24 protein-coding genes and 3 pseudogenes are annotated in these 23,663 nt (G+C 63.6%); 11 read left to right on the forward strand and 16 right to left on the reverse strand.

The genetic code is table 11. The annotated features are described in order from the left end of the window. Nucleotides 1-361 precede the first annotated feature (361 nt). Nucleotides 362-886: a hypothetical protein gene (locus ACEWPL_RS01530; RefSeq protein WP_393934931.1), complete on the forward strand. Its 525-nt coding sequence runs from the start codon at nt 362-364 to the stop codon at nt 884-886. 80 nt (nt 887-966) lie between these two features. Here ACEWPL_RS01530 and ACEWPL_RS01535 read toward each other — a convergent pair whose 3' ends face one another. Next, nucleotides 967-1,596, reverse strand: a complete 630-nt coding sequence (locus tag ACEWPL_RS01535) for a glutathione S-transferase family protein (RefSeq protein WP_393934930.1) — start codon at nt 1,594-1,596, stop codon at nt 967-969. A 103-nt stretch (nt 1,597-1,699) separates the two neighbouring features. Between ACEWPL_RS01535 and ACEWPL_RS01540 the strand changes: the two genes are divergently transcribed. Further along, the gene (locus tag ACEWPL_RS01540; protein WP_393934929.1) at nt 1,700-2,446 is read left to right on the forward strand and encodes an SDR family oxidoreductase; all 747 of its coding nucleotides are present in this window, start codon (nt 1,700-1,702) and stop codon (nt 2,444-2,446) included. An 863-nt stretch (nt 2,447-3,309) separates the two neighbouring features. Here ACEWPL_RS01540 and ACEWPL_RS01545 read toward each other — a convergent pair. Together ACEWPL_RS01545 and ACEWPL_RS01550 are read right to left on the reverse strand one after the other, a co-directional pair. Continuing rightward, complete coding sequence (locus ACEWPL_RS01545) at nt 3,310-3,525, reverse strand: anti-sigma factor (RefSeq protein ID WP_393934928.1); 216 nt, start codon at nt 3,523-3,525, stop codon at nt 3,310-3,312. Next, nucleotides 3,512-4,336, reverse strand: coding sequence for a sigma factor-like helix-turn-helix DNA-binding protein (locus tag ACEWPL_RS01550; protein ID WP_420744326.1), 825 nt, complete (start codon nt 4,334-4,336; stop codon nt 3,512-3,514). Before ACEWPL_RS01550 ends, ACEWPL_RS01545 begins: the two co-directional genes overlap by 14 nt. On the opposite strand from ACEWPL_RS01550, the pseudogene ACEWPL_RS01555 reads away from it, so the two are divergent. From ACEWPL_RS01555 to ACEWPL_RS01570, 4 genes and pseudogenes are all read left to right on the forward strand, one after another. Beyond that, nucleotides 4,232-4,471: pseudogene (locus ACEWPL_RS01555) on the forward strand (S8 family serine peptidase); the annotation flags it as partial. The gene ACEWPL_RS01550 and the pseudogene ACEWPL_RS01555 sit on opposite strands and share 105 nt — an antisense overlap. A 115-nt stretch (nt 4,472-4,586) precedes the next feature. Then, nucleotides 4,587-5,012 carry a S8 family serine peptidase gene (locus ACEWPL_RS01560; protein WP_393934927.1) on the forward strand — a complete coding sequence of 142 codons (426 nt, stop codon included), beginning with the start codon at nt 4,587-4,589 and terminating at the stop codon, nt 5,010-5,012. Nucleotides 5,013-5,081: 69 nt separating this feature from the next. Then, a complete protein-coding gene (locus ACEWPL_RS01565) occupies nt 5,082-5,411 on the forward strand; it encodes a hypothetical protein (protein ID WP_393934926.1) in 330 nt (109 codons plus the stop codon). A gap of 288 nt (nt 5,412-5,699) precedes the next feature. After that, a complete protein-coding gene (locus ACEWPL_RS01570) occupies nt 5,700-6,683 on the forward strand; it encodes a PqqD family protein (RefSeq protein ID WP_393934925.1) in 984 nt (327 codons plus the stop codon). A gap of 201 nt (nt 6,684-6,884) precedes the next feature. Here the strand turns inward: ACEWPL_RS01570 and ACEWPL_RS01575 are convergent. Continuing rightward, nucleotides 6,885-7,214: pseudogene (locus ACEWPL_RS01575) on the reverse strand (integrase core domain-containing protein); the annotation flags it as partial. A 269-nt stretch (nt 7,215-7,483) separates the two neighbouring features. On the opposite strand from ACEWPL_RS01575, the gene ACEWPL_RS01580 reads away from it, so the two are divergent. The 4 genes and pseudogenes from ACEWPL_RS01580 to ACEWPL_RS01595 all read left to right on the forward strand — a co-directional run bounded on the left by ACEWPL_RS01580 (nt 7,484) and on the right by ACEWPL_RS01595 (nt 12,124). Next, a complete protein-coding gene (locus ACEWPL_RS01580; protein WP_393934924.1) occupies nt 7,484-9,064 on the forward strand; it encodes an ABC transporter substrate-binding protein in 1,581 nt (526 codons plus the stop codon). A gap of 880 nt (nt 9,065-9,944) precedes the next feature. Beyond that, nucleotides 9,945-11,151 (forward strand): annotated as a pseudogene (locus ACEWPL_RS01585) (GTP-binding protein). After that, nucleotides 11,148-11,777 carry a DUF1826 domain-containing protein gene (locus ACEWPL_RS01590; RefSeq protein ID WP_393934923.1) on the forward strand — a complete coding sequence of 210 codons (630 nt, stop codon included), beginning with the start codon at nt 11,148-11,150 and terminating at the stop codon, nt 11,775-11,777. The pseudogene ACEWPL_RS01585 and the gene ACEWPL_RS01590 overlap by 4 nt, the downstream one beginning before the upstream one ends. Next, nucleotides 11,774-12,124 carry a DUF6525 family protein gene (locus tag ACEWPL_RS01595; RefSeq protein ID WP_393934922.1) on the forward strand — a complete coding sequence of 117 codons (351 nt, stop codon included), beginning with the start codon at nt 11,774-11,776 and terminating at the stop codon, nt 12,122-12,124. Before ACEWPL_RS01590 ends, ACEWPL_RS01595 begins: the two co-directional genes overlap by 4 nt. A 150-nt stretch (nt 12,125-12,274) precedes the next feature. Here the strand turns inward: ACEWPL_RS01595 and ACEWPL_RS01600 are convergent, their stop codons facing one another. Then, nucleotides 12,275-12,652: a helix-turn-helix domain-containing protein gene (locus ACEWPL_RS01600; RefSeq protein ID WP_393934921.1), complete on the reverse strand. Its 378-nt coding sequence runs from the start codon at nt 12,650-12,652 to the stop codon at nt 12,275-12,277. Nucleotides 12,653-13,014: 362 nt separating this feature from the next. On the opposite strand from ACEWPL_RS01600, the gene trmB reads away from it, so the two are divergent. Further along, entirely contained in the window at nt 13,015-13,728 is a 714-nt protein-coding gene (trmB, locus tag ACEWPL_RS01605) for a tRNA (guanine(46)-N(7))-methyltransferase TrmB (protein ID WP_393934920.1), read from the forward strand. A gap of 6 nt (nt 13,729-13,734) precedes the next feature. On the opposite strand, the gene argE is transcribed toward trmB, so the two are convergent. The 11 genes from argE to ACEWPL_RS01660 form a co-directional block, all read right to left on the reverse strand. Beyond that, nucleotides 13,735-14,901 carry an acetylornithine deacetylase gene (argE, locus tag ACEWPL_RS01610; protein WP_393934919.1) on the reverse strand — a complete coding sequence of 389 codons (1,167 nt, stop codon included), beginning with the start codon at nt 14,899-14,901 and terminating at the stop codon, nt 13,735-13,737. A gap of 196 nt (nt 14,902-15,097) precedes the next feature. After that, entirely contained in the window at nt 15,098-15,535 is a 438-nt protein-coding gene (dtd, locus tag ACEWPL_RS01615) for a D-aminoacyl-tRNA deacylase (protein ID WP_393934918.1), read from the reverse strand. 52 nt (nt 15,536-15,587) lie between these two features. Then, nucleotides 15,588-16,493: a DMT family transporter gene (locus ACEWPL_RS01620; protein ID WP_393934917.1), complete on the reverse strand. Its 906-nt coding sequence runs from the start codon at nt 16,491-16,493 to the stop codon at nt 15,588-15,590. A 66-nt stretch (nt 16,494-16,559) separates the two neighbouring features. Continuing rightward, nucleotides 16,560-17,669: a TFIIB-type zinc ribbon-containing protein gene (locus tag ACEWPL_RS01625; protein WP_393934916.1), complete on the reverse strand. Its 1,110-nt coding sequence runs from the start codon at nt 17,667-17,669 to the stop codon at nt 16,560-16,562. Nucleotides 17,670-17,720: 51 nt separating this feature from the next. Beyond that, nucleotides 17,721-18,839, reverse strand: a complete 1,119-nt coding sequence (locus tag ACEWPL_RS01630; RefSeq protein WP_393934915.1) for an SPFH domain-containing protein — start codon at nt 18,837-18,839, stop codon at nt 17,721-17,723. Nucleotides 18,840-19,006: 167 nt separating this feature from the next. Further along, nucleotides 19,007-19,900: a DUF2927 domain-containing protein gene (locus ACEWPL_RS01635; RefSeq protein WP_393934914.1), complete on the reverse strand. Its 894-nt coding sequence runs from the start codon at nt 19,898-19,900 to the stop codon at nt 19,007-19,009. Between the two features lie 75 nt (nt 19,901-19,975). Further along, nucleotides 19,976-21,172 (reverse strand): toxic anion resistance protein, encoded by a 1,197-nt coding sequence (locus tag ACEWPL_RS01640; RefSeq protein WP_393934913.1) that lies wholly within the window; start codon nt 21,170-21,172, stop codon nt 19,976-19,978. Continuing rightward, a complete protein-coding gene (locus ACEWPL_RS01645; protein WP_393934912.1) occupies nt 21,172-22,083 on the reverse strand; it encodes a 5-bromo-4-chloroindolyl phosphate hydrolysis family protein in 912 nt (303 codons plus the stop codon). Before ACEWPL_RS01645 ends, ACEWPL_RS01640 begins: the two co-directional genes overlap by 1 nt. 4 nt (nt 22,084-22,087) lie before the next feature. Continuing rightward, nucleotides 22,088-22,303 (reverse strand): hypothetical protein, encoded by a 216-nt coding sequence (locus tag ACEWPL_RS01650; RefSeq protein ID WP_393934911.1) that lies wholly within the window; start codon nt 22,301-22,303, stop codon nt 22,088-22,090. Nucleotides 22,304-22,402: 99 nt separating this feature from the next. Further along, nucleotides 22,403-23,233: a hypothetical protein gene (locus tag ACEWPL_RS01655; RefSeq protein ID WP_393934910.1), complete on the reverse strand. Its 831-nt coding sequence runs from the start codon at nt 23,231-23,233 to the stop codon at nt 22,403-22,405. Continuing rightward, nucleotides 23,233-23,604, reverse strand: coding sequence for a hypothetical protein (locus tag ACEWPL_RS01660; RefSeq protein ID WP_393934909.1), 372 nt, complete (start codon nt 23,602-23,604; stop codon nt 23,233-23,235). Before ACEWPL_RS01660 ends, ACEWPL_RS01655 begins: the two co-directional genes overlap by 1 nt. Nucleotides 23,605-23,663: the final 59 nt, after the last annotated feature.

Below are 23,663 nucleotides of genomic sequence, written 5' to 3' on the forward strand. Positions count from 1 at the left end.
TGCAATCTAGCGGTGCTGTCGTGACCATGCGCTTGGGTTCGTCTGCGAGCGCGCCGCTAGAGGGCCAGGTGGCTCTGGCCCTTCCGACGACGCCGCGCAAGACAGAGACCGGAAGCGGCCCCGGCTCTCAAGATTGCCTCTCTGCCACAGCGCTTGCGATCTCTTTCAACGCTTTCGAGCGCGGCCTGCCGACCAACGCTAACTACGCCCGATCTTATCCATTCTATTTGGAGAACGCTACCAGGCGGGAACCAAGGCATCGCGAGAGGGGTTCACGCTTCGCATCACCGTTTAGAAAAATCTGTGGCGCATCAAGTATCGCACCGCTTCCTAGCGATGGCTTTATATGAGGGAACTCAAAATGAAACTACTCTGGACCACGGCAATTTGCACCGGACTGGCGCTCGGCGCTGGCCCGCTGGCTGCAATGGAGAAAACCTTGTCTGGCGTCGAGGTAATCGTCGACCTCAGTGCTTTTGACGATTCAAATGCTCTCAATTACTGGCCCACCCTTGAGGACGACCTTGAGCGGGCAATCGCTGAGCAGGTCAACTTGGATGATGGCGCAGACGCACCGCGCATCTCGGTCGAGATCAACAAGGTCGCGATTGATGGAGATACGGTGCTGCCTGACTCTGGTGAATTCAATCAAATTGAAGGCACGGTCACCACTCGGGCGGGAATCAACGAAACCACGTCGACGTCCTCAGAAGCAGCAGAGACCCCAGACGCGGTGATCGGCAGCTATCCCCTGCAAATGACGGCAGTGACTGGCGATAAATCAGCGCCGGAGGGCTGGATCGTGATCTCTCCGTCGCAGGGCGATTTCTACAATGCGCTTATTGGCGCCTATGCGATGTCAGTCGTCGAGCGTATCGGCGACTAACCTGCGCATTCACTGCCAATCCGGCTCGCGCCGGATTGGCAGATTTCACGCAATACGAATCCGGGTCGTTCGCGTGCCGGTCAGCCGGCCGGGATGTCGCTCATGATCTTGGGCACGTGGTAGCCATCCTGCACAGCCTCGCGTGCCAGAAGGCGTTGATACCACTCCCGCACGGCCGGAAACTGTTTCAGGTCGATTTCCTGCCATTCGTATCGTGACACCCATGGCCAGATGGCCATATCGGCGATGGTATAGTCGTCGCAGACGAAGTCGCGGCCCGTCAGCCGGGCGTCGAGCACGCCATAGAGGCGCTTGGTCTCGGTGCGGAAGCGATCCTCGGCATAGACAGCCTTGCCGGGGTTGAAATGCAGGAAATGATGCGCCTGTCCCGCCATCGGGCCGAGCCCGCCCATCTGCCACATCAGCCACTCCATGACCTGTGCGCGCGCCTGCGCGCCTGGGGGCAGAAACGTGCCGTATTTTTCCGCCAGATACCACATGATCGCGCCGGATTCCATCAATGTCAGCCCGGTCTCCTGATCGACGATGGCGGGGATCTTGTTGTTGGGGCTGATCGCCAGGAATTCCGGCGTTTTCTGTTCATCCTTGCCGATGTCGATCGCATGAACGGTATAGTCCACGCCCAGCTCTTCCAGCAGAATGGACACCTTGCGGCCATTGGGCGTGGTCCAGGTGTAAAGGTCGATCATTGGAGCACTCCTTTTGCACTATGTGCGGACGTAGCGTATGCGCCCCCCGCTGCACTGGTATATTAGTGGCGATATGGGGCGACAATGCAAAGGAGGGGTGGAAATGAACGCAAGAATTGCACTGATCACAGGTGGGGGCAGCGGCGTCGGACTTGCCTGCGCGCAGGCTCTTGCAGCGGATGGTTTTACCGTGGTGCTGAGCGGGCGACGGCAAGACGCGCTTGACGACGCACTCGAGACGATGGAGGGGCAGGAGCATCTGGCGATTGCCGCCGACGTGGGGCGCGAGGACGATGTGACCAGTCTGTTCGCCGGCATCGAAGAGGCGTTCGGGCGGCTCGATCTGCTCTTCAACAATGCGGGCCGCAACACTCCTGCGGTGGACATTGACGAGCTGCCGGTGGAGACGTGGAATGAAATCATCGCCACCAATCTGACCGGCTCGTTTCTGTGCGCCCGCGCGAGTTTCGCGATGATGAAGCGGCAAGACCCGCGCGGCGGGCGGATCGTGAACAACGGCTCGATTTCCGCGCATGTGCCACGTCCGCTCTCCGCTCCCTATACGGCGACAAAACATGCGATAACTGGTTTGACGAAATCGTTGGCGTTGGATGGTCGCATGTATGACATCGCTTGCGGTCAGATCGACATCGGCAACGCCGCAAGCGAGATGACCGAACATATGGCCGACGGGGTGTTGCAGCCGGATGGCTCGCGCAGACCCGAGCCGCGCATGGATGTGCAGGACGTGGCGAGAACGCTGTCCTATATGGCCGCATTGCCGCCCTCGTCGAACGCGCTGTTCGTGACGGTGATGGCAACCAAGATGCCCTATGTCGGGCGCGGCTGAGCGGGCTTGGCGACACTCGCCCGGATCCGTCAGGTTCGCGTCTTAGGGCTGAGGGGGATTACAATCTGCAATGTTGACCGTGCTGACCGACGTTTGAATCTCCAAAATGCCGCGCGTTGCTCGAATGGCGGCGATGATGAGCCGCGTCGCAGCATTCATTGTAACAGAGTGTTAACGGCAAGTTTGGACCGAGACCGGCGTGGAGGGCACCGACGCAGGGGTGGAAAGCGGACCTCCGCTGCAAGTGTCAAGAATGACCCGAATGGACCGTCGGTGCCAATCAAGCAGTCAACTATCCAGTCAGTCTCGCTTTGGGTCGGAATGCACCTCAGAATTTTCCGCCCTGGTCACTCCACTTGCGCCGCTCCGGCCTCGGCGCTGAGTGCAGGCCCGGCGCCAATTGCATCAAGGAACATATCGATCGCCTCCGTCGCCGCAGCGGAGGCGAAACCGTCTGATCTGTCTGTGCAACATTGATCACGACTTGCCAGTCCGTGTCTTCTCTGCAAACCACGAAGCGCACGCCTCTTACTAGCGTGGGTTCGGTGAGGATCAACCGGCAAAGTCCACGCGCCGTCTGAAAGCTGCCCAGAACGCGCGCCTGTCCAACGCCCGCGATTTCCCGCGTTTCTCCGGTCGGAAGGACCGACACAACCTGCGCCAGCGCGGGCAGGTCCGACCGCGAAGGCGCGGCCCTCGTTACCGCGTATCGCCCAGCCCAGCCCGACGCCAACGGCGAGCGTTGCGGCCACGGCGACCGGTTGGGCGAACCGGACCAGAAATCCGCGCGCAGAGGTCAGGACATCCCGCAGAGGCACCTGCTCAGGCGGACGATGCGGTTTCACCATCTCTGAAGGCGCTGATCAGACCGTGTTGATCAGATGCGCGGGCACATCGCCTTGGACAAAGGCCGCGCGCAGCGCTTCCGGTGTTTGCACAAAGGCGGCATATCGCGCGGCAAGCTGCGGATCCAGGTCGATCCTGCGCATCAGGGCCTCAGTCTCTGTGCCCTCCAATTCGCCATCGGCAAGCGCCATCAGCATCTCATCCTCCACGCCCCCGTCTTCATGCTCTGTCATTGCGCGTCTCCCTTTTTTGCGCGCGCCGCTGGATACCTCGTTCTGGCCGTCGACCAAGGCTGTCCGCGCGCGCCAGGCGGCTCATCACCTTGCCCAAGGGAATATCCAGTGCCGCAGCGGTCTCGCGATATTTCAGGCCCTCGCCGCAGACCAGCATCAGCACCTCGCGCTGCTCCTGCGGCAGGCGGTCCATTGCCATCCTGACACGCCCGAGATCGAGCCGTGCCTCGGTGGTCCGGCGTCCGTCTTCGCCCATCAATCCGCCAGCGGCCTCGGCCTCGCCGATGGCAACCATGGGCGGCGCCGCCGGGTGCTGGTCAATCCAAGCGTTGCGCATGATCCGTAAAAGCCAGCTGTCGAGCCGCGCCGTCGGGCTGCGCAGACCGTTTCGCCACCACCACTGCCTGAAATCGTCCTTGTCCTCGGGCCGGGCGGGGTCATTGGCCCCGCAATCGAGGCGGGTTTTACCGTGCGCAGCGAGGCGCCGAGCGCCGCATTTGGCGGTACGATCTACAGGCTTGGGATGCCGGCTGGGCAATCCGTCGAAGACAGCCGGGCGGAGCTGGCGAGCCTGCTGCCCGGCGCCCTGACGGACGAAAATCACCTCTATGCCCCTGACGAATTCCTCTGCAACAAGGAGGGCCGCGATGCGCATGAGATGATCGGCTGGTCCGGTTGGTCCAGCATCTTTCCGCCGCGCATCGGCATGATCGACACCGGCATCAACCAAGAGCACGCGGCGCTGGCCGGGCAGCGCCTCACCGTCAACCAAGCCGACCTGGGCGCGCGTGAGGCGGCGGGCCGCAAGCATGGCACTGCCATCGCCGCGATTTTGATCGGCAGGCTGGACCAGCGTGCGCCGGGCCTTCTGCCCAATGACGAGCTGATCGCGGTCGAGGCGTTCCATCAGGGCTATTTCGGCGAGCAGGCCGATGTCTTTTCGCTGACCTCGGCGATGGATGTCCTTCTCGAGACAGAGGTCAGCGTCATCAACATGAGCTTTTCCGGTCCGCGCAATGCCGTGCTCGAGGCGCTTTTAGCGGAGGCCGGGCGCGCGGGGCGTGGCCGTGGTCGCGGCTGCCGGAAACGAAGGTCCGGGGGCCGAACCAGCCTATCCCGCGGCCTTCGAGCGGGTGCTTGCTGCGACTGCGGTGGACCGAAGGGAGCGCGCCTACCGGCAGGCCAACCAAGGCCCCTACATCAATTTCGCCGCGCCGGGTGTTCGGGTTTGGGCTGCCGCCTCCATCTCGGGCGGGCGTCTGCAATCGGGCACTTCCCATGCGGCGCCTTTCGTCACTGCCTCGCTTGCGGTGCAGCGCCTGCGCGCGCCCGACGTGGCGCTCCAGCAGACCATCGACCAGATGACGCGCTGCGCCAAGGATCTGGGCGAAGCGGGGCACGATCCCGTATTCGGGCACGGGCTGGTCCCTGCGCCCGGACAGTGTTTTGCCGAAGACGAAAAGACTTTTTCAGCCGCCGGGGAATAAACCCCCCGGCCCACCGTTTTCCTTACATGGCTGCCTTTTGCGGCCTCAAGCACAGCAAAGAAGAAAATCATGGCTGAAGATCAGACAACAAATATCTCCCGCCGCCGCATGTTGGCGCGGCTCGGGCTTGCGTCCGGGGTGGCCTATGTAGCGCCGGCGATGCTCCATCTCAGCGCGGCGCATGCCTCCGGCAGCTCGGGGGAAGGCGGTGCAGGTGGCTCTGGCGGCTCGGGCGGCGGATGTGGCCGTGACGGATCGGGGCCTTCCGGCGGACGGCGTGGCGGATCGGGCCCATCGGGCGGTCGCCGTGGTGGATCGGGGCCTTCGGGCCGGGGCGCACGCTCGGGTCTCGGTTTTGGCCAGGCGGTGCGCGGCGCGCTCAACGATCTGGGTTTCTAGAGCCGGAATGGCCGGAGAGTTTCATACCCGAGCAGTCGCTGGGGCGCCGCATGAAGGCGCCCCGGCAAAATGCATGTCGCGTATCCGGTCGTCCGAGGCGGCGCACAGCTTTGCACTCGTGGACAGCGACGCCGTGGCGGAGAGCCTCGCATCGGTCCTGCCCGCATGGGACACCAGGGTTGATACAGCATCCGGTACGGGCGATCTGCCTGGGGCGAAACGGCCTCGTTGATCTGCAAGGAGGCCGATGGCCATTATCGGTGCCAGTCGTATTGGGGCGACGGTCCTTTGACCGGCCTCGGAATCGCTGGCGCCACTTGCGGCGCCGTCGCGGACCTGGTGCAGGCCCATGTGGACGCCACCGCGGGAATTATCGGTTTGCACTGCGGCGCGGTGCGGATCGGCGGGAACCTGGTAGCCTTCATCGGCACTTACCGAGCTGGCAAGTCTACGCTGGTCACCCGGCTGGGCATGGAGGAGGGCTGCGCGCTATTTTGCGACGATGTTTTGCCCGTCGATGCCGAGGGCACGGCGACGACGCTGGGTGTGCAGCCTCGCCTGCGGCTTCCTTTGCCCGAGGGTGTGACGCCCGCCTTCCGCGACGCCGTCGCGCAGCGCCTGTCCATCAGCGATCACCGCTATGGCCATGTCAGTTGCCCAGACCAGGCCGCCTTCGGAGCACAGGCGCCCCTTGCCGCGATGGTCGTCCTGTACCGGCAGGAGGGCGCACACGCACGCCTTCACCGTCTTGAGACGAGCCAGGCTGCCGCATTTCTCATCCGCCAGAATATTGCCGATCCCGGCGATCCCGACGCGCATTACGACCGCATCTTGAACCTCGCCGAGGGGCTGATCTGCCTCACGCTGGTTTATTCCGATCTCGAGGAGGCCGTGGCGCTCATCAAATCGACCTTAGGTGCCAAAGGCACTCCGCATCTGCATGCCCGTGTCGGACCACCCTTGCCCTTGGACAATGACGAGGAGGAGGAGGCTTTGCCGGCAGAGTTTGGCGCGGTATATTCGCGCACCGGCGATGTCATCACGCGGCGCATCGGCACGGATACATTCCTATGGCAGATGGGCGGGCGGAACTTCTTCAGCCTCAACGTCATTGGTGGCGCGATTTGGAGCCTCCTCGAGATGCCGCAATCTGGCACGGACATCGCCGCAACGCTGCACGAGATCTTTCCCGAGACCCCTTCGAAAGCTATCAATAACGATATCGCAAAACTTCTTGGTCAGTTGACGGGTAGAGGTCTGGTGGATTCCTGATCGACATGCCTTGAGCAACCGAGCGAAGTCACTCACTCTAGCTCGTTGACAGCCGGATGGGGTGGATCATGTGGGCAACCCACACTGCTTAAAGCGTCGGGCAGACGCTTTCCAACGCAGCCTTGTTCCAGTTTTTGGCCGGCTGACGCAATGAGGTCGCGACGTAGGCGTCAAGTGACCTTCTCGCCTGAGAGTTCCCGTTTATGGATTAGCTCTGTTCAGGTTCTGGTCGTTTGTTGACTGGTTAGCACATTCCTGCGGTGTCAGGCCAGCGAGGCTTGAATGCGGGCGATGAAGGTTGAAGTCGTCGCGCCATGCCGCCACCAGATTGCCGGCACGGCGCAGGGTATCGAACAGGTGCTCGATCGGCAGCTCGTCGCGCATCCGGCCATTGAACGAGTCAACGAAGCTGTTCTGCATCGGCTTCCTTGGCGCGATATAGGGCCACTTGACCTTACGGTCCACCTGCCATTTCAGGATGGCATTCGAGGTCATCTCCGTTCCATTATGGCTGACCACGATGCAGGGATATTGATCGGAGCAAAACCTGGGTCAACCCGTCGCTGAAACCAGGAAACACAGACCAATCATGCATCAGATTCCCAAACCACGGCACATCCTGTCTCAGTGGCTTGATCGGTGCGCAGATTGGCCGCAGTATGGAACGCAGGGCGTTCTACTGGGGGAATGTCGGTCGATTCAGGGCAAACCTCATTACGCTTCGGAAGCGTCCAACCAATTCTCGAACTTGAGTTGCACGCCGGTGCGGTTTCTGCGCCGAAACCATGTAGGAGAGAAGCATGACCCAGATCACGAAACCGACCCAAATTGCCCGACCAACGCGCCGCGCATTTCTTGGCACAACTGCGGCCGTCATGGGCCTCGCATCTGCAGGAACGCTTCTGGGGCTCAAGCCCGCCCGCGCCCAGCAGCAGCGCGGCGGCACGATCCGGGTGGCCAAGGGCCATGGCCAAACCGGTGACACGCTGGATCCCGCGACCTGGACCAATGGCTTCGAGGTTGCACTGACCTTCGGGATGAACGGATACCTCGCCAAGGTGGGCGTGGACGGCTCGGCCGAACCCGATGTGGCTGAAAGCTGGGAGGCCGCCCCGGACGCCAAGACGTGGCGGTTCAAGATCCGCCCAGGCATGACCTTTCACTCCGGCAAGCCGGTCACGCTGGACGACGTGATCGATTCGATCAACTACCACCGCGGCGAGGATTCGAAATCGGCCGCAAGCCCACTTGTTGCGCCCATCGTCGAGATCACCAAGGAGGGTAAAGACACGGTGGTTTTCGAACTGGAATCCGGCAGCGCCGATTTCCCCTTCGTCTTCACCGACTACCACATGGCGATCTGTCCCTCGGACGGCGCCGGCGGCATCGACTGGCGCTCCGGCGACGGCTGCGGCCCCTATCGGCTATTGCAGTTCAAACCCGGCATCTCGGCGCGGTTCGAGCGTTTCGAGAATGATTGGAACCAGGATCGCGGCTTCATTCAGTCGGTCGAGATGCTGTCGATCGTCGACGTGAACGCCCGGACCACCGCACTCACCTCCGGTGAGGTCGATGCCATCGACAAGCTGGACTTGAAGACGGTGGCGCTTCTTGGCCGCAATCCCGAAATCGCGATCCATTCCATCCCCGGCCCGCAATACTACAGCTTTGCGGCGCGCGCGGACACGTCACCGCTCGATGATGTCAATGTGCGCCTCGCGCTGAAACACGCCATCGATCGGCAGGAACTGGTCGACAAGATCCTGTTTGGCCATGGCACTATAGGCAATGACCAGCCCATCGGACCCAGCTATCGTTTTCATAATCCTGATGTGCCGCAGACCTCCTATGACCCCGACAAGGCAAAGTTCCACCTCAAGGAGGCCGGGCTCGACCGACTGACCGTGCGGTTGTCGGCGGCGGATGCAGCCTTCCCTGGCGCCGTCGATGCGGCCACCCTGTACCAGAACTCGGCCGCCAAGGCCGACATAACCATCGACGTCAACCGGGTTCCGAACGACGGCTACTGGTCCGACGTGTGGATGAAGCACGAGTTCAGCGCGGTCTACTGGAGCGGCCGCCCGACCGAGGATCAGATCTTTTCCACCGCTTTCGGGGGTGGTGCGGCGTGGAACGACAGTTTCTGGCAGAACGCCCGGTTCGATGAATTGCTGGTCGCGGCCCGCGCCGAGCTGGACGAGGCCAAGCGCCGCGAAATGTATGGCGAGATGCAGCAGATCGTTTCGCAGGACGGCGGCACGGTCCTTCCGATGTTCGCCAATTGGGCCTTCGCCACTGCCAAGCGCGTTGTCCATGGCGAATTTGCATCGAATTTCGACCAGGACGGTGAGCGCTGGATGGAGCGCTGGTCTCTGGCCTGATCCAGTACCGACGCCGCCATCTGACCCAGGTGGCGGCGTCCTCAGACATTCAATGAAACGCGGCGGAATTGGCATACGGCTAATCCATAGGGCGGGCGATCGCGGGAGAAGGTCTTGCCTTGGCCATTTGCGCCCATATGCGGAACGAGTCGGCCGTCGGCGCACTCATCGCGCTTGGCGAACATCGCTATACGACGGGCAACGGATGTTTCATCGGCCGGGCGCCCCATCCGACAGCAGGTTCCTGACGTTGCAGAGTCTCTGCCGACTGTCGCTTGACCGCTCCGGTTTCTCTTAAAGGTCCTTGGATTGAGGGCAGAGGAAACGGCAAATGTCCGCTTTCAAGAGGCCGCATTGCCGCGTCGGAGATGGGTAAGGGTGTCCGGTATGGGCCAGAAGCAGATGTAGTGGCTGCTGTGACCAAGGTTTTTCTCCACAAGACGAACGTCGATCCTCGTAAATTGCTATGCTGCCTGATGAAATCTGTACCGGGTAGGGCGCACTACAACGCAGAAGCGCGGTATCAAAATTAGGCTGAACGCCCATCGCGACTTCTGCCCTGACGCGGTGAGCTGAACTTAGCAGATGCTCGTTCCGGCGGGTTCGAGCCTCGTGAATTTGAGCGGAAAGCCTCTCAACTCGTCAAACCGCATCTTGTCATAATCATTATGTTATAAGATTACATGTGGATGTTATACTGTAACTTCACATGCCGGCTAAATCGCAACCCTCGCCGCGCGAGCATGTCGCCGGCTCTTTACAGGTTTCAGATGCGCGCGGCCACGTCTTCGGCTGCTCACAACTGGATCGGCAGATGCTCCGCGCGCGCTATCAAATCCGGCGACCGCTCACCGCTCTCAAACCCAAAGGAACGTACCGCATGAACGACACGCGCCTTCCCGTCACCGTCCTCTCGGGCTTTCTCGGCGCGGGCAAGACGACCTTGCTGAACCGCGTGCTTAACAATCGCGAGGGACGCCGCGTGGCGGTGATCGTCAACGATATGTCCGAGGTGAATATCGACGCCGATCTTGTCCGCGCCGAAACCGAGCTGAGCCGCACCGACGAGACGCTAGTCGAGATGTTGAATGGCTGCATTTGCTGCACCCTGCGTGACGACCTTCTTTAGGAGGTCCGCAAGCTGGCCGGCGAGGTACGCTTCGATTATCTGCTGATCGAATCCACCGGCATTTCCGAGCCGCTGCCCGTGGCCGCCACGTTCGAATTCCGGGATGAGGAGGGGCGAGAGCCTGGCCGATGTGGCCCGGCTCGATACGATGGTCACGGTCGTCGATGCGGTCAATCTGCTGCACGATTACGCCAGCCATGATTTCCTGCATGACCGCGGCGAGACAATGGGCAGGGAGGATGAGCGCACCCTGGTTCACCTGCTGACCGACCAGATCGAATTTGCGGATGTGGTCGTGCTCAACAAGGTTTCCGACGCCGGCGCCGAGCGGACCGATGCCGCGCGCAAGATCATTCGCAGCCTCAACGCCGATGCGCGCATCATCGAAACCGGCCGCGCGGACGTGGCGCCGGGAGCGATCCTCGATACCGGGCTTTTCGACTTCGAAAAGGCGCATGAGCATCCGATGTGGGCCAAGGAGCTCTACGGCTTTGCCGATCACGTGCCCGAGACTGAGGAATACGGTGTTGCCTCCTTCGTCTATCGCGCGCGTCAGCCTTTCGATCCGTCGCGGATCATGGAGGTTCTGAACGGCGCGCTGCCCGGAGTGATCCGCGCCAAGGGGCATTTCTGGATCGCAACGCGCCCCGATTGGGTCGCCGAATTCTCGCTGGCCGGGGCGCTGTCATCGATCACGCCGCTGGGCCAATGGTGGGCTTCGGTCCCGCGCGAGCGGCATCCCGAGCATGAGAGCGCGCAGGCCTATCTGCGACAGCACTGGCAGAAGCCATGGGGTGATCGGCGGCAGGAGATCGTTTTTATCGGCGCGGGCATCTACTGGCCGGCGCTCAAGGCGCTGCTGGATGGTGCCTTGGTGCCGAAACATGCCGCCCCCGGCCCAGATGCCTTGCCGGATCTGCCTGATCCCTTCCCGGCATGGCGGAGGGTGGCCACATGACGCTGCAGAGCACGATAGTAGCGCAGGCGTCCGGTGTTCTGGTGATTTCGGACCCGTCTGAGATCAGCAAAATCGGTGGGGCAGGGATCCCGGGTCTTATCTGGCAGCGCGCGCCACTGGCAGGATTCCAGGACTGGATCGACGCGCTGGACCCCGCCGCGTTGCCGCGGGCGCGCGTCATCCTGCGGCCCGGGGATGCAGGGCGCGCAGCGGCCGAAGCCTGTGCCAGCGCCGGAACGCCCGAAGCGCCGGAGCGGGCGCGGCTGGTGGATGATATCGCGGCGCTGGCAGATGTCTTTGCGAAGGCGCTTCAGGTGCGGTGGCTACGTTTGCGTCTGGATGTGGTCGATACGGATGCCTGCCGGCGCTTTCACGTCGACCGCATCACTGCGCGGCTGATCTGCACCTATCGCGGCACGGGCACGCAATACGGCATCTCGACGGGCGCAGAGCCTGAGGTGGTCCATACCGCCCGCACCGGATCGCCCTTCGTCATGCGCGGCGCGCTCTGGCCCGCGCAGCCGGACCCCGGCCTCTTGCACCGCTCGCCGCCCATCGAGGGCACCGGCGAGACGCGACTGGTGCTGGTGCTGGATCCCGTGACCGACCCCGAGAACGAGGCATGAGCCGCAACCTTTCCTCGACCCTGCGCCGCCGCCGCCGGGCGGATCCGATGCAAACCTACGACACCCTGCCGCGTCCGTTGCGTGCCTGGCTGTCGCAGGCCAGCCTCCCATGGTCGCCCGCCTCGTGCCGCCGCATCTGGCAAAAGGCACAGGCCGAAGGCGCGCCGCCCGAAGCGATCCTCGACCGTCTGAACCGGGGCTGGCTGGGTGATCTCTTCCGGCTGGATTTCGAAACATCGCTTGTCACGGGCCAGCCGGTGATCGCCGAGATCGGGCATCAGTTGGGCGCCACGCTGGCGCTTGCCGCGGCGGCGATGCTCTTGTCGCTGGTGATCGGCCTGCCCTAGGGGATTTTGCAGGATAGCGGCCGGCCGGCGCGCTGCGCGCGTCGCTGGCGGTAGTCTTGTCTTGGAACTCGTCGCTCGACAATTGTCCTCGGACCAATGGCGGACAAGGCCTCGCCCTTGATCACCGCGTGCGCGGGCGCGGTGATCAGGTCAGCCTCTTTCGGAATGCCGCTCTCGTGCAGTGCTGAGCAATACCCTTTGGGGCAGCGGATATGCTGATGATTCCGCTGCAAAATACCGCTTCTCGTCGGTGTATTTGACTGCCAGTTCCCGTAACGTCAGGGCCTCAAATTCCAGCGACAACTCAATCAGATCATCGCGCCGATCCTTTGGAGTATGGTTCCACACAGATCCTGGACGGGGTGCGCGGTCCGCCAGGGCATCGAGGCCGCCGTCGACATAACGATCATACCAACGGTAGAAGGTCGTGCGCGGGATATCCAGCGTATCGAGGGTTCGCTTGGTCGGTGGATGCAAGCCTCCAACCGTGCGGATGATTTTCAGCTTCTCGAATGCGGAATACCTCATTTCTCGGCCTTCCCAGCCCCTGTAATGCGTTTTTGAGCAGACGGTTCTCAAGGGGCAAATCTGCCACGCATTCCTTTGGAGCAAGTGCCTCCGAGCGCAGAGATTTATCTTCTGGCGAGGTTTGTGAAATTGGCGTTCGGGAATATGAAATTTCAAAATAAAGTCAAACTAAACGCTTGATTGATATACAGTAATACAGAAGTGAAGTTGACGCCTCTGACAAATTTTCGGCATCGGACACCTCTTCACCCGGACCCGCGCTAACGTCCTCCGGGGCCATGACCCCGCTTGATTTGCTTTCTGCCAGCTTGTTGCGCGCCCTGTCTTGCGCTGTGCGGCAGGGCGGGCTAGAGCCTGCGCCCATGATCAAGGACAAGCATCCCTCGGGCGCGCCCTGGCGCAATTTCTATGGCCGGTTCAAGGGCAAGGCCCTGCGCCAGACCCAGGAAGAGGTCCTGGACGCGGATCTGGACGGGCTGTCGCCCGGCCCGGTGGGCTGGGACGTCAACCCCGAGCGCAAGGAGCTGGATACCGGCGCGCTTTTCGGCGGGCGCGACCTGTGGCTGGAAATCGGCTTTGGCGGGGGCGAGCATCTGGTGCATATCTCCGGGTGCGAGCCGGATATCGGTCTGATTGGCTGCGAGCCCTATCTCAACGGTGTTGCCATGTTGCTGACCAAGCTGCGCAAGACGCCGCGGCCCAACGTGCGGGTTCACCCGGGCGATGCGCGCGACCTCTTTGACGTGCTGCCCGAGGCATCGGTGGGGCGGGCCTACCTGCTTTATCCCGATCCCTGGCCCAAGGCGCGGCACCATCGCCGCCGCTTTGTCACCGAAGAGCATCTGGCGCCGCTGGCGCTCGCGATGCGGCCGGGGGCCGAGCTGCGCGTGGCGACCGATATCGAGGACTACGTGCGCCAGACACTGGAAGAGGTGCCGCGCTGCGGGTTTGAGTGGCTGGCCGAGGGGCCGCAGGACTGGCGCCAGCCTTGGGAGGGCTGGATCTCGACCCGCTACGAGCAAAAGGCGCTGCGCGAGGGGCGTGTGCCGCATTACCTGCGCTTCCGCCGGGTCTAAGCGCGGTCAGTAGCCCTGCATCTTGACGCTGAGCCGGTCGAGCATGCTCAGGCATTGCGTCATCTGGTCCATGCTCACGAATTCATCCGCCTTGTGCGCCTGCTCGATCGAGCCGGGGCCGCAGAGGATGGCGGACATGCCCATGGTCTGAAAAATGCCCGCCTCGGTGCCGAAGGGCACGACATCGGCGCCATTCGCGCCAGTCAGCTCCATCATGATATCGCGCGCTTCTGATACTTCGGCGGGGATCAGCCCCTCGACCTCGCCGATGGTTTCCGTCTGGATATCTGCCTCGGGATAGACGGCGCGCATCGCGGGCAAGAGGATATCGGTGCAGTAGTAGTGCAGGTCATCCTTGACGAGGGCAAAATCGGACTGCTGCACGGGCCGCATCTCCCAATCGATTTGCGCCGTCGAGGGGATGACGTTATGCGCGACTCCCCCCACCAGCGCGCCGGTATTGATTGTCGTCCAAGGCGGATCGAACCGGCTGTAGGCGGGCGCGCGCCCGCGCAGCGTGTCCTTGAGCGCCAGAAGGCGCGCGACGAAGAGCGCGGCATACTCCACGGCATTCACGCCCCGGTCCGGCCCCGAGCCATGCCCGGCAAGCCCCGAGAACCGCGTGGTATATTCGCAGCAGCCCTTGTGGCCCTCGATCACGCGCATCATCGTCGGCTCGCCGATCAAGGCGACGGCAGGCTTGATCCCGCGCTCTGTCAGCGTCCGCGCTAGGGCGCGCGCGCCGACGCATCCGGTTTCCTCGTCATATGTGAACGAAAAATGAAGTGGCCTGCGCCCGATCCGCTGGGCAAAGGTGGGCGCCATCGCGACTGCGGCGGCGATGAACCCCTTCATGTCGCAGCTGCCGCGCCCATAGAGGCGACCGTCCTCCTCGTGCAGGGCAAAGGGATCGGTGGCCCAGACCTGATCGGCCACGGGTACCACATCGCTATGGCCCGAGAGCAGAACGCCGCCATCGCCCTCCGGGCCGATCGTGGCAAAGAGATTGGCCTTGGAGCCGTCCGCATCCTTCATGATTTCCACCCGCGCGCCCGAGGCCTCGAGCCGGCTGGCGAGGTAGTCGATCATCTCGAGATTGCTGTCCTGGGACACCGTCGGGAAAGCGATCAGTGAGCGCAGCAGAAAGAGGGTGTCATCAATGGGCAGGGACAAGGCGGCATTTCCTACGGGTCAGATGGTCAAAGGCAGGGGGCGCGGCCATGGCCGCCAACCCCGATCTGTGGCACGCAATGCGCGGCCTGCCAAGTGTTGCGTTAAGGCCTTGGGTTTTCCCTAAAGCCTAGATCGCAGCCAGGCCGCCCTCATTGCGTGTTCTGAGACGTCCGACCGGTCAGCGTTCAGCGCGGCCTCAGACGTCAAGCCAGATCGTGACCGGACCGTCATTGACGAGGCTGACCTGCATTGACGCGCCGAACTCTCCCGTCTGGCAGGGAATGCCCTCATTGCGCAGCGCCTCGGCAAAGCATTCGTAAAGGCGCTCGCCCTCGGCGGGCGGCGCGGCGGTGGAGAAGCCGGGGCGATTGCCGTTGCGTGTGTCCGCCGCAAGAGTGAACTGGCTGACCACCAGCGCACTGCCGCCAATGTCGCGCAGCGAGAGGTTCATCTTGCCCGCGTCGTCCTGAAAAATGCGCAGTTTCGCGATCTTGGCGGCCATCGTGGCAGCCCTACCTTCGTCATCGCCCTGCATCGCGCAGACGAGGATCATCAGGCCCGGGCCGGTCTGGCCGATGACCTCGCCTTCGACTTCGACGGCGGCGCGGGTGACGCGTTGGATGAGGGCGCGCATGAGCAGGCTCCTGTGATTTGTGCGTGGATGCTGCGATGGGTGCGGGCTGCGGTCAAGCCCGGCGGAGGCCGGCGGCAAGGCGGCCATCGGTGACCGCTATTCCGGCCGCGATGATGGCAAGGCCGACATAGGCCGAAGGACTGAGCGCCTCGTTCAGGAAGACGGCGCCGAGGCCGATGGCGAAGGGCGGTATCATCAGCGTGACAAGCAAGAGGTTGGCCGCGCCTGCGCGCCTGAGGATTGCGAAGTAGAGCAGATAGGCGCAGGAGGTCGACAGCACCGCCAGTGCGATCAGCGCGGCCCATGTGCCCAAGGCCAGATCGACACGCGGCACGCCGTCAACCATCAGGGCAATCGGTAGCATCAGGACCGCGCTGCCCATCAGCATCCCCAGCGCGTTCATCTGCGCCGGCTGGTCTGAGAGATGCTTGCGCGCCCAGACACCCGCGAAGGCATAGCTGAGCGCGGCAGCGATGACCGCGAGTTGCGCAAGGCTGCGCAGATCGAGATTTCGCGCTGCATCGGGGCCGATCACTACCGCGACGCCCAGCAGCCCCAGCGCCGCGCCGCCGATCTTGCGCGCGGTCAACGGCTCGTCCCGCAGCAAAAGCCCCGCGACGAGCGCGCCAAAGACCCCCGCCGTTCCGTTTAGGATGGAGGCGAGGCCGCCTTCGATCCGGCTCTGGCCCCAGAAGATCAGCGAAAAGGGCAGCGCGTTGTTGAGCCCGCCCATCACCAGATAGGCGCCCCAGATGCGGGGCGCGCGCGGGATGGCGATGCCGCGCAGGCGCACGATCAGCGCAAGAAGAGGCAGCGCCCAGATAACACGGTGCAGCGTGATGGTCAGGGGCGGGACCTCCCTCAGAGCGATCTCGGCAAAGAAGAAGGAGCCGCCCCAGATGGCCGAAAGGGCCAGCATCATGAGCGCGGAGGCGGGGGAGATGGAGGGCGATGTCATGTCCGGTCCATGCCATTGCGGTGCGCCGCAACGCGACCCGTTTCCTGCGCATTGGCAGGCTTGGCTTCATTGAGTGGCGGCGACGTATCCGATGGCTGCAGCAATCAGCAGGCCGATCAGTACGGCAAAGGCGATCTTCCACGCGGACCAGGGCCGCTCGCCCTGAACGCGGCCCGTTCGGCCATTGACGACAAAGCGGTAGCTCTTACCGCGATATTTGTAGGCGGCCATCCAGACAGGCAGCAGGATATGCTTGAAGGACGCATCGTCCACCTGCGTTTCGATCTGGTGGATGCGCTGGCGGTCGCCGCCGATGTCGAACTTGACATCGCGGGCGATCACCGCGTCCATCTGCGCACGCGCCTCGGTATACCCGTTCTCGAGCGGGACGGTGTAGCCCTCGGCGGCGAAGCCAGCCAGGTATTCAGGGTTGTAGGGCTCGAGCGCGGCCAGATCCCAAGGGGGCAGCGCGTCTGTATAGCGCTTGGGCAGGGTGTGGGATGCCAGCACAAGTACATCGTCAAAGGCGCGCGCGACGCGGCCTGAGACGCCGCGCCAGCGCACCTTGGGCACCTGGACGGTCTGACGCTTGCCGTCTCGCATAACGGTGCGCGTCTCGTAATAGACCGTGCCACGCTCGCCGCGATAGGACGAGCGGGTGGCGGCGTCGAATGTCCAGTAGGGCACGTAGATGCCGTTCAGCCTGCGCCCCTTGCGCGCATATTGCTTGAGCCCGCCCGGGGCAAACCAAAGCTGCCCCAGCCAGTCGGACATGGCGGCGCGTGCCGTGCCCTCGTCCAGGGCGAAGGGCAGAACGCCGCGCGGCTTGAAGCGCCTATGCGTGCCGGTGGAGGTGACCATGGGTGTGGCGCAGAAAGGGCATTCGCCCGCGTGGGCATCGCCCGCCAGCGCCACTTCTGCCCCGCAATTGGGGCACGACAGCAGGGCCTGCTCCTCGGTCTCGCCCGCCTCGCGGGGGGCTGCGAGGGCAGCGGCCAGATCCTGCTCGCTAAGGGCATCGTTCCAGGGGCCGGGGCCCGCAATCTCTTGCCGGTTGCCGCAATGGTCGCAGATCAGCGCCCCGCCGCCCGGGGCAAAGCGCAGGTCCGCGCCGCAGGCGTCACAGGGAAAACGGTGCTGGGCCAAAGATGGCGCGTCAGAATCGGGCGAGGGCATTATGGGGCCGATGCGGGTATGAGTATTTTTGCCAAGATGAAGCCCACGGTGTCACGCCGGGGGCGGGGGCGGCGGCATGATGGTGAAGAGCTGGGCGAGTTCCGGCACGTCCTCGGCCGCCAGCCAGCCATCCTGTCCGGCGGTCCAGACCATGGTGCCGCGCGCAAGCTCTCCGCCCGAGGCCATGCGGCCCATCGCGGCGCGGGAATAGGGTCCGCGCGTTTCGCCATTCTCGGCGATGTGCCAGACACGGTCGGGCGCGGGCGGCGGCGGGGGGGATTGGTGCGCCGCGGCGGGCTGAGCACCCCAAGGGCCCTGTTGGCGCGCCATCTGTCCCGCCATGGCCATTCCCATCCCCATGCCAAGGCCGGCGCCCATCCCGCCGCCACCGGACGGGTTGCCGGCAGCCTCGGTCATCGCCTCTGCGGTGGAATATTGCGTGTATTTGCTGAGATCGCCGGCGATGCCGACAGACGTGCGCTTGTCCAGCGCCTTCTCGACCGCAGGAGGCAGCGAGATGTTTTCGATGTAAAGCTCGGGGATGCTGAGCCCGTAGGCCGCGACGGTCTGGCTGATTGCTTCGGCCACCAGCTTGCCCAGATCGGCGGTGTTGGCGGCCATGTCGAGCACGGGAATTCCCGAGGCCGCGATGGCGCGGCTGAATTCCTGCACGATGATATTGCGGATCTGGAAGGTGATCTCGTCGCGGGTGAATTCGCCATCGGTGCCGACGATCTCGCGCAGGAAGAGGGCCGGATCGCTGACGCGCACGGTATAGGTGCCAAAGGCGCGGATGCGGGTGGGGCCGAATTCGGGATCGCGCAGCATAATGGGGTTTTTCGTGCCCCATTTCAGATCGTTGAAACGCGTGGTGTTGACGAAGTAGATCTCGGATTTGAAGGGGCTGCGGAAGCCGTGATCCCAGTGCTGCAGCGTCGTCATGATGGGCATGTTGTTGGTCTCGAGCATGTAGAGACCGGGGGTGAAGACATCGGCCAGCTGCCCCTCGTGGACAAAAACCGCCGCCTGTCCCTCGCGCACGGTCAGCTTGGCGCCGTACTTGATCTCGTGCCCCTCGCGCTGGAACCGCCAGACCATCGTATCGCGGGTGTCGTCCGTCCAATGGATGACGTCGATGAATTCACCGGTCAGAAAGTCGAAGATGCCCATGACGCGTCGTTCCTCAGCCGCTTTTCAATAGGCGCGAGTGAAGCATGTTTGGGGGGCGGTGCCAAGCACTTGCCGAGCGCGCGACCGCCCCGCACGCGCGGCATTGCCGAAGAGCGGGGGGCCGCCTAGACCGGCGAGGCGGTGGGCACTTCGGCCGCAGCCGAGGATCAGCTGGGCCCGCCGCGCCGCTCGGCTATGAGTTGGGTCAGTATGGGACGGGCGACGTCAAAGCTCATGCCCGGTTTCAGGCGGGGCGAATAAAGCAGGCGTAGCAACTCTTCGTCCTGCGTGGTCAGGAGCGCGAATTCATCGTCATCGTTGAAGATCGAGGGCCGCGCGTAAGGGCTGTCATTGGCAAGGCCGAGGCCCTGCGCCAATTCCTCGTGCACGCAGGATTTTCGCAGGAGATCCGGATGTTCCGAGCGGATGAAGGCAATGGCGCGGCGGTAGGTGTGATCGTTATTATTGCCTGAAAACGCGATGACAAGGCAGTGGATCGAGCGCGGCAGCGAGCGAAAGAGATCGAGCGAAGCTGGATTGATATTGGGCACCAGTGCGCGAATCCGGTCGACCGCCTCACCACGGTCATCCTCGCTCATGATCAGGACGTTGAAATTGGCATTGGCACCTGTGCTAGCGCTAATCGGATGGCCGGTGATACGGGCAAGACGGGCGGCATAGCCCTGCACGACGGAGCGGTCGGCGCTGCGTTGCGCCTCGGGGACGGAGGTGCCGAATTCGACGGACATGCGCACCGGCCCGGACCATTTGCGCAGGCCGCCCGCGCGGCCGTCGCCCGGCGCAAGGCCCCGGTTGCGCGCGTACTCGTCGTGAAACGCGATCCTCTCGAAATTGCGCATGAGATCCGTGTCGGTGTAGGGCGTGTCCGGCCCGCCGCCATCGGTGCGCAGAAGTCCCTGCGCGACAAGGCTCGCTTCGACCCGCGCGTAATGCGCGGCCAAGATGCGGCTTCGCTCGGAGGGGCCGGGGTCGGGCGCGGGTGCGGGCGGCTTCAGGTCCGCGGGGCGGGGTTGGGGCGTGGTTGTGGGCGGCGTGGACATGTCCGTGCAAGCAGCCATCGCCGCCAGAGACATAGCGCCGCAAAGCGTTTTCAACATGCCGCCCACCCGCATCGCTCAGCCCTTTGCCGCCGTGCCGACCGTATCGCCGAGGCCGGTCTTCTTGGCCTTGGCCGAGGCGAGCGTATCGCGCAGCTCGGATTCCATCTTTTTCAGATCCTCTTCGGCGGCGGCGCGGCGGGCTTTGCCCTCATCGGCGATCTGTAGCGATTCCTCGATGGTTCCGATCAGATCGGCGTTGGCTTTCTTGACGGCATCGATGTCAAAGACGCCGCGCTCCATCTCCTCGCGGATCACCTTGTTGCTCTCGCGCAGGTTGGCGGCGTTGGCGGTTAATAGCTCGTTGGTCAGGTCATTGGCGCCGCGCACCGCCTCGGCGGCCTCGGCGCTGCGCTGGATGGTGACGGCCTGCGCCAGCTGCGTCTCCCACAGGGGAACGGTGTTGACGAGGGTCGAGTTGATCTTGGTCACCAGCGATTTGTCGTTTTCCTGCACGAGGCGGATCGAGGGCAGCGACTGCATCGTCACCTGGCGCGTCAGTTTCAGATCATGCACCCGGCGCTCCAGATCATCGCGGGCGGCGCGCAGATCACGCAGCTCCTGCGCCTTCATCACCTTGTCGTTCTCGGCGGCCTTTTCGACTGCGGCCTCCTTGGCGGGAATATCCTTCTCGTCGAGAACGCGGATCTTCTCTTCGCCCGCCGCGATATAAAGCGCCAGCTCGTCATAGAAGGTCAGCGTGCGGTCATAGAGCATGTCGAGCGACTTGATGTCTTTCAGCAGCACATGCTCGTGCCGCAGGAGGTCGTCGGTGACCTTGTCGATCTGCGCCTGCACCGTCTCGAACCGGGCGGTGAACTTGGCGAAAGGCGCGGCGCGACCGAGGAGCTTCTCCCACCATGTCCGCTCGCGGCGCACGTCCAGCTCGCTGACCGAGAAGCCCCGGATCGTGGTGACGATCCCGCGCAGGGAATCGCCCGCCGGGCCCACATCCTTGTTGCGCACGCCCTGCAGCATGGATTGCGAGATTTCCTGCAACTGTGCCTGTGCGGCCGAGCCGAAGGAGACGATGGATTGCGTATCCTCCATGTCGATCTCACCCATGCGCTTCTTGATCTCGGCGCTCGCGGGTTTGTCCGCGTCCTTATAGGGGACGATGGCGTTCGCGTCGCTGGGCTCTGGCAGGATATGGCGGCTGACCTCTTCGACTTCGGCAAGGCTTGCTTCGGCCTGCTGGCGGACATTCTCGGGCATTAGGAATCCTCTCGGGTGGGGGATGGGGGCAGGTGCACGCCTTCGCGTTCCAGCCGGTCACGCAGCACGCTGATCTCGATTTCGAGCGCGCCTTGATCGTTCTCTAGCAGCTTCTGCGTCTTGGCGGAAAAATTCTGTTCCAGGTCATCCAGAAGGGCAAGGTAGTCGGCGCGGGCCGCCGCGTCCTGGCTGCGCGAGTAAAGATCGGCAAAGCGGATCGTCGCATCGCGTGCGCCCATGAGGTAGACGCCGGTATAGCGGCGCGCGGCGCTCAGATCGCGCGGATCGTCCTCGAGCGTGCGCAGCATGGTGCGCACGGTCTCCTGAAACTGTGCCACGCGCTCTTCCAGGCGGCGGTCGCGGGCGCGCAGGATGGCGTCCGACATCTGGGTTAGCAGCGCCTCGGCCTCGCGCACGGTGCGCGCCACCCGGTCCTGTTGAAACGTGTCGACGCCCTCCATCCCCTTGTCGCGCAAGGGGTCGATGCCGAAGGCGGCGATATGCAGGCCGGTGGTGACGATCCCGTAAAGCGCGGCGGCGATGACGCTTCCATCGCCCGAGAGGGCGGCAAGCGCGATGCCGATGCCGGCCAGCCCGGAAGAGAAAAGCTTGCGCGGGATGCCGGGACGGCGGGCGACTTTGCGCTCGGCATAGGCGGCTTCGGCGCGCAGCCCGCCCCGCAAGAGCCACGCCGAGAGGGCCAGGACCGCCGCCGACGCCGCACCAAAGGCCAGCCCGGCCGCGCCGCTGGCGAGCGATGCGAACAGCACCACGGCGGCGGGGACGAACATCAGGTTCGCGCGTGCGCCTGCAGGGTCCACGCGCGGGCGGGCCGCAGAACGGGGCTTGGCGCCGCCACTGGCCTTGCTGTCGCCATCCGGGCTGTACTTGCCGCCGAACCGCTGCGCCACGGGCCTAGAGCCCCCCCAGAAGGCCGCTGGTCACGCCCAGCATCAAAAGCATGAGCGCGGCGAAACTGATCTTTTCCATAAGAGTCCTCCGAGGCGCCACGGCGATGTCCCGGGCGAGATCGCGGCTGTCCTGCACCGCGCGCGCGGTTGCCGTGACCGCCAGTCCGATCAGAGCGACGACCACCAGAGCAGCGCAGAGAAATAGCAATATGCGTGTCATCGGGCGCCGTTCGTTCCGTTCCAAGCCTTGCGCGCAAGCCTATGGCAAGCAGGTGTGGCTTGCTAGGGGTAAGTTCAAGCGTGGCGCCCCGAAACAGGCCTAGCCGCGCATCCGGCTGCGCAGCGCGCTCAGCTGCACCTCCATTGCGTCGCGGTCCTCGGTCACGAAGGCGCGCAGCTCGCGGGTGAACTCCTTGTCCATGGAGGCGAGGAAGGCGATGTAGTCGAGGCGCGTATCCTCGTCCCCGGTCGAGCGGTATTGCATCACGAAGCGATCCGTCACTTCGCCCGTCTGTTCAAGGAAATGGCCCAGATGGCGGCGCAGCTCGCGGTGGCGATCGGGATCGTCGGCCAGCGCCTTCAGCATCAGGATCACGGTTTGGGTAAAGGTCTCGATCGGCTCGGCCAGGCCTGCATCCGTCAGCTCGTCGATCCGCGCGCGCATGCGTAGCAGGCGTGCCTTGGCCGCCTCGGTCAGCGCCTGCGCTGCGTGCAGACGGATTTCGGCAGCGCTCTCCAGATCCTTGTCGCGCAGCGGGTCTATTCCGAAGGCCATCATCGCCAGCAGCGTTGCCAGCACGCCCTGAATGGCGGCGTAATCCAGCGCGCCGGTTTTCGACCAGACGAGCCCGGCAAGCACGATGCCCGTCAGGACCGCGCCCGCGATCAGGAAGGGAAATCTCGGCCGCCGGGCGATCTCGGCCGCGTTGAACGCATCGCGATTGCGCAGCCCGACCGAAAGCCACCAGAACGCGATCCCGAAATGAAAAAGCGCTGCGGCATAAGTCATGATCTGGCGGGTATCGTCGCCGAAGAAGGTAACGACCAGCGGCGCGACCGCCAGGAAGAGAACCGATATCGCCATCTGGCTGCGCGGCCCCTTGAAAAGCGCGCTGGCCGGGGCGGAGCGTGTGTGGTGGCTCGTCGGCATCAAAAGTCGCCTCCCGTCACGAATGCGGGGATCATGACCTCGCGCTTGGCTGCCGCTCGATTACCCGGTGCGGTGTCCAGATCGGCGATTCCGAACATCGGATCGTCGATCTGGGTCAGGCTGGGGATGCTTCCGAAAAGGCTTTTACCTTTCTCAAACCCCGCGTAGTCAAAGCCATCCACCAGCGCCGTATGGTTGAACAGCAAGAAGAACAGCGCTGCGAACGAGAGGTTGGGCAGCAATCGCGACGTAAGCGTGCCGCCCGCCGTATCGGCCTCCAGATAGGCCCGGAAGCCCTTGAAAAAACGTCTGAGGCTCCAGACCATATAGGCCAGAGACCCCAGGATGATCGCCAGTGTAATGCCGTCCATGCCAGTTCCCGCTGCAAGCTGCGCACAGGGAGTTTGCCGTCGGATTTTGTCACGGTGAG

It is taken from the genome of Roseovarius roseus (assembly GCF_043355935.2).
In the GTDB taxonomy this organism is placed as follows: Bacteria; Pseudomonadota; Alphaproteobacteria; order Rhodobacterales; family Rhodobacteraceae; genus Roseovarius; species Roseovarius roseus.

Excerpts from the sequence above, each read along its gene's own strand:
- ACEWPL_RS01530 (WP_393934931.1), top strand. The coding sequence starts at position 362 with ATGAAACTACTCTGGACCACGGCAATTTGCACCGGACTGGCGCTCGGC.
- ACEWPL_RS01535 (WP_393934930.1), bottom strand. The coding sequence starts at position 1,596 with ATGATCGACCTTTACACCTGGACCACGCCCAATGGCCGCAAGGTGTCC.
- ACEWPL_RS01540 (WP_393934929.1), top strand. The coding sequence starts at position 1,700 with ATGAACGCAAGAATTGCACTGATCACAGGTGGGGGCAGCGGCGTCGGA.
- ACEWPL_RS01545 (WP_393934928.1), bottom strand. The coding sequence starts at position 3,525 with ATGACAGAGCATGAAGACGGGGGCGTGGAGGATGAGATGCTGATGGCG.
- ACEWPL_RS01550 (WP_420744326.1), bottom strand. The coding sequence starts at position 4,336 with ATGCTTGCGGCCCGCCGCCTCACGCGCGCCCAGGTCGGCTTGGTTGAC.
- ACEWPL_RS01565 (WP_393934926.1), top strand. The coding sequence starts at position 5,082 with ATGGCTGAAGATCAGACAACAAATATCTCCCGCCGCCGCATGTTGGCG.
- ACEWPL_RS01580 (WP_393934924.1), top strand. The coding sequence starts at position 7,484 with ATGACCCAGATCACGAAACCGACCCAAATTGCCCGACCAACGCGCCGC.
- ACEWPL_RS01590 (WP_393934923.1), top strand. The coding sequence starts at position 11,148 with ATGACGCTGCAGAGCACGATAGTAGCGCAGGCGTCCGGTGTTCTGGTG.
- ACEWPL_RS01595 (WP_393934922.1), top strand. The coding sequence starts at position 11,774 with ATGAGCCGCAACCTTTCCTCGACCCTGCGCCGCCGCCGCCGGGCGGAT.
- ACEWPL_RS01600 (WP_393934921.1), bottom strand. The coding sequence starts at position 12,652 with ATGAGGTATTCCGCATTCGAGAAGCTGAAAATCATCCGCACGGTTGGA.
- trmB (WP_393934920.1), top strand. The coding sequence starts at position 13,015 with ATGATCAAGGACAAGCATCCCTCGGGCGCGCCCTGGCGCAATTTCTAT.
- dtd (WP_393934918.1), bottom strand. The coding sequence starts at position 15,535 with ATGCGCGCCCTCATCCAACGCGTCACCCGCGCCGCCGTCGAAGTCGAA.
- ACEWPL_RS01620 (WP_393934917.1), bottom strand. The coding sequence starts at position 16,493 with ATGACATCGCCCTCCATCTCCCCCGCCTCCGCGCTCATGATGCTGGCC.
- ACEWPL_RS01625 (WP_393934916.1), bottom strand. The coding sequence starts at position 17,669 with ATGCCCTCGCCCGATTCTGACGCGCCATCTTTGGCCCAGCACCGTTTT.
- ACEWPL_RS01630 (WP_393934915.1), bottom strand. The coding sequence starts at position 18,839 with ATGGGCATCTTCGACTTTCTGACCGGTGAATTCATCGACGTCATCCAT.
- ACEWPL_RS01635 (WP_393934914.1), bottom strand. The coding sequence starts at position 19,900 with ATGTCCACGCCGCCCACAACCACGCCCCAACCCCGCCCCGCGGACCTG.
- ACEWPL_RS01640 (WP_393934913.1), bottom strand. The coding sequence starts at position 21,172 with ATGCCCGAGAATGTCCGCCAGCAGGCCGAAGCAAGCCTTGCCGAAGTC.
- ACEWPL_RS01650 (WP_393934911.1), bottom strand. The coding sequence starts at position 22,303 with ATGACACGCATATTGCTATTTCTCTGCGCTGCTCTGGTGGTCGTCGCT.
- ACEWPL_RS01655 (WP_393934910.1), bottom strand. The coding sequence starts at position 23,233 with ATGCCGACGAGCCACCACACACGCTCCGCCCCGGCCAGCGCGCTTTTC.
- ACEWPL_RS01660 (WP_393934909.1), bottom strand. The coding sequence starts at position 23,604 with ATGGACGGCATTACACTGGCGATCATCCTGGGGTCTCTGGCCTATATG.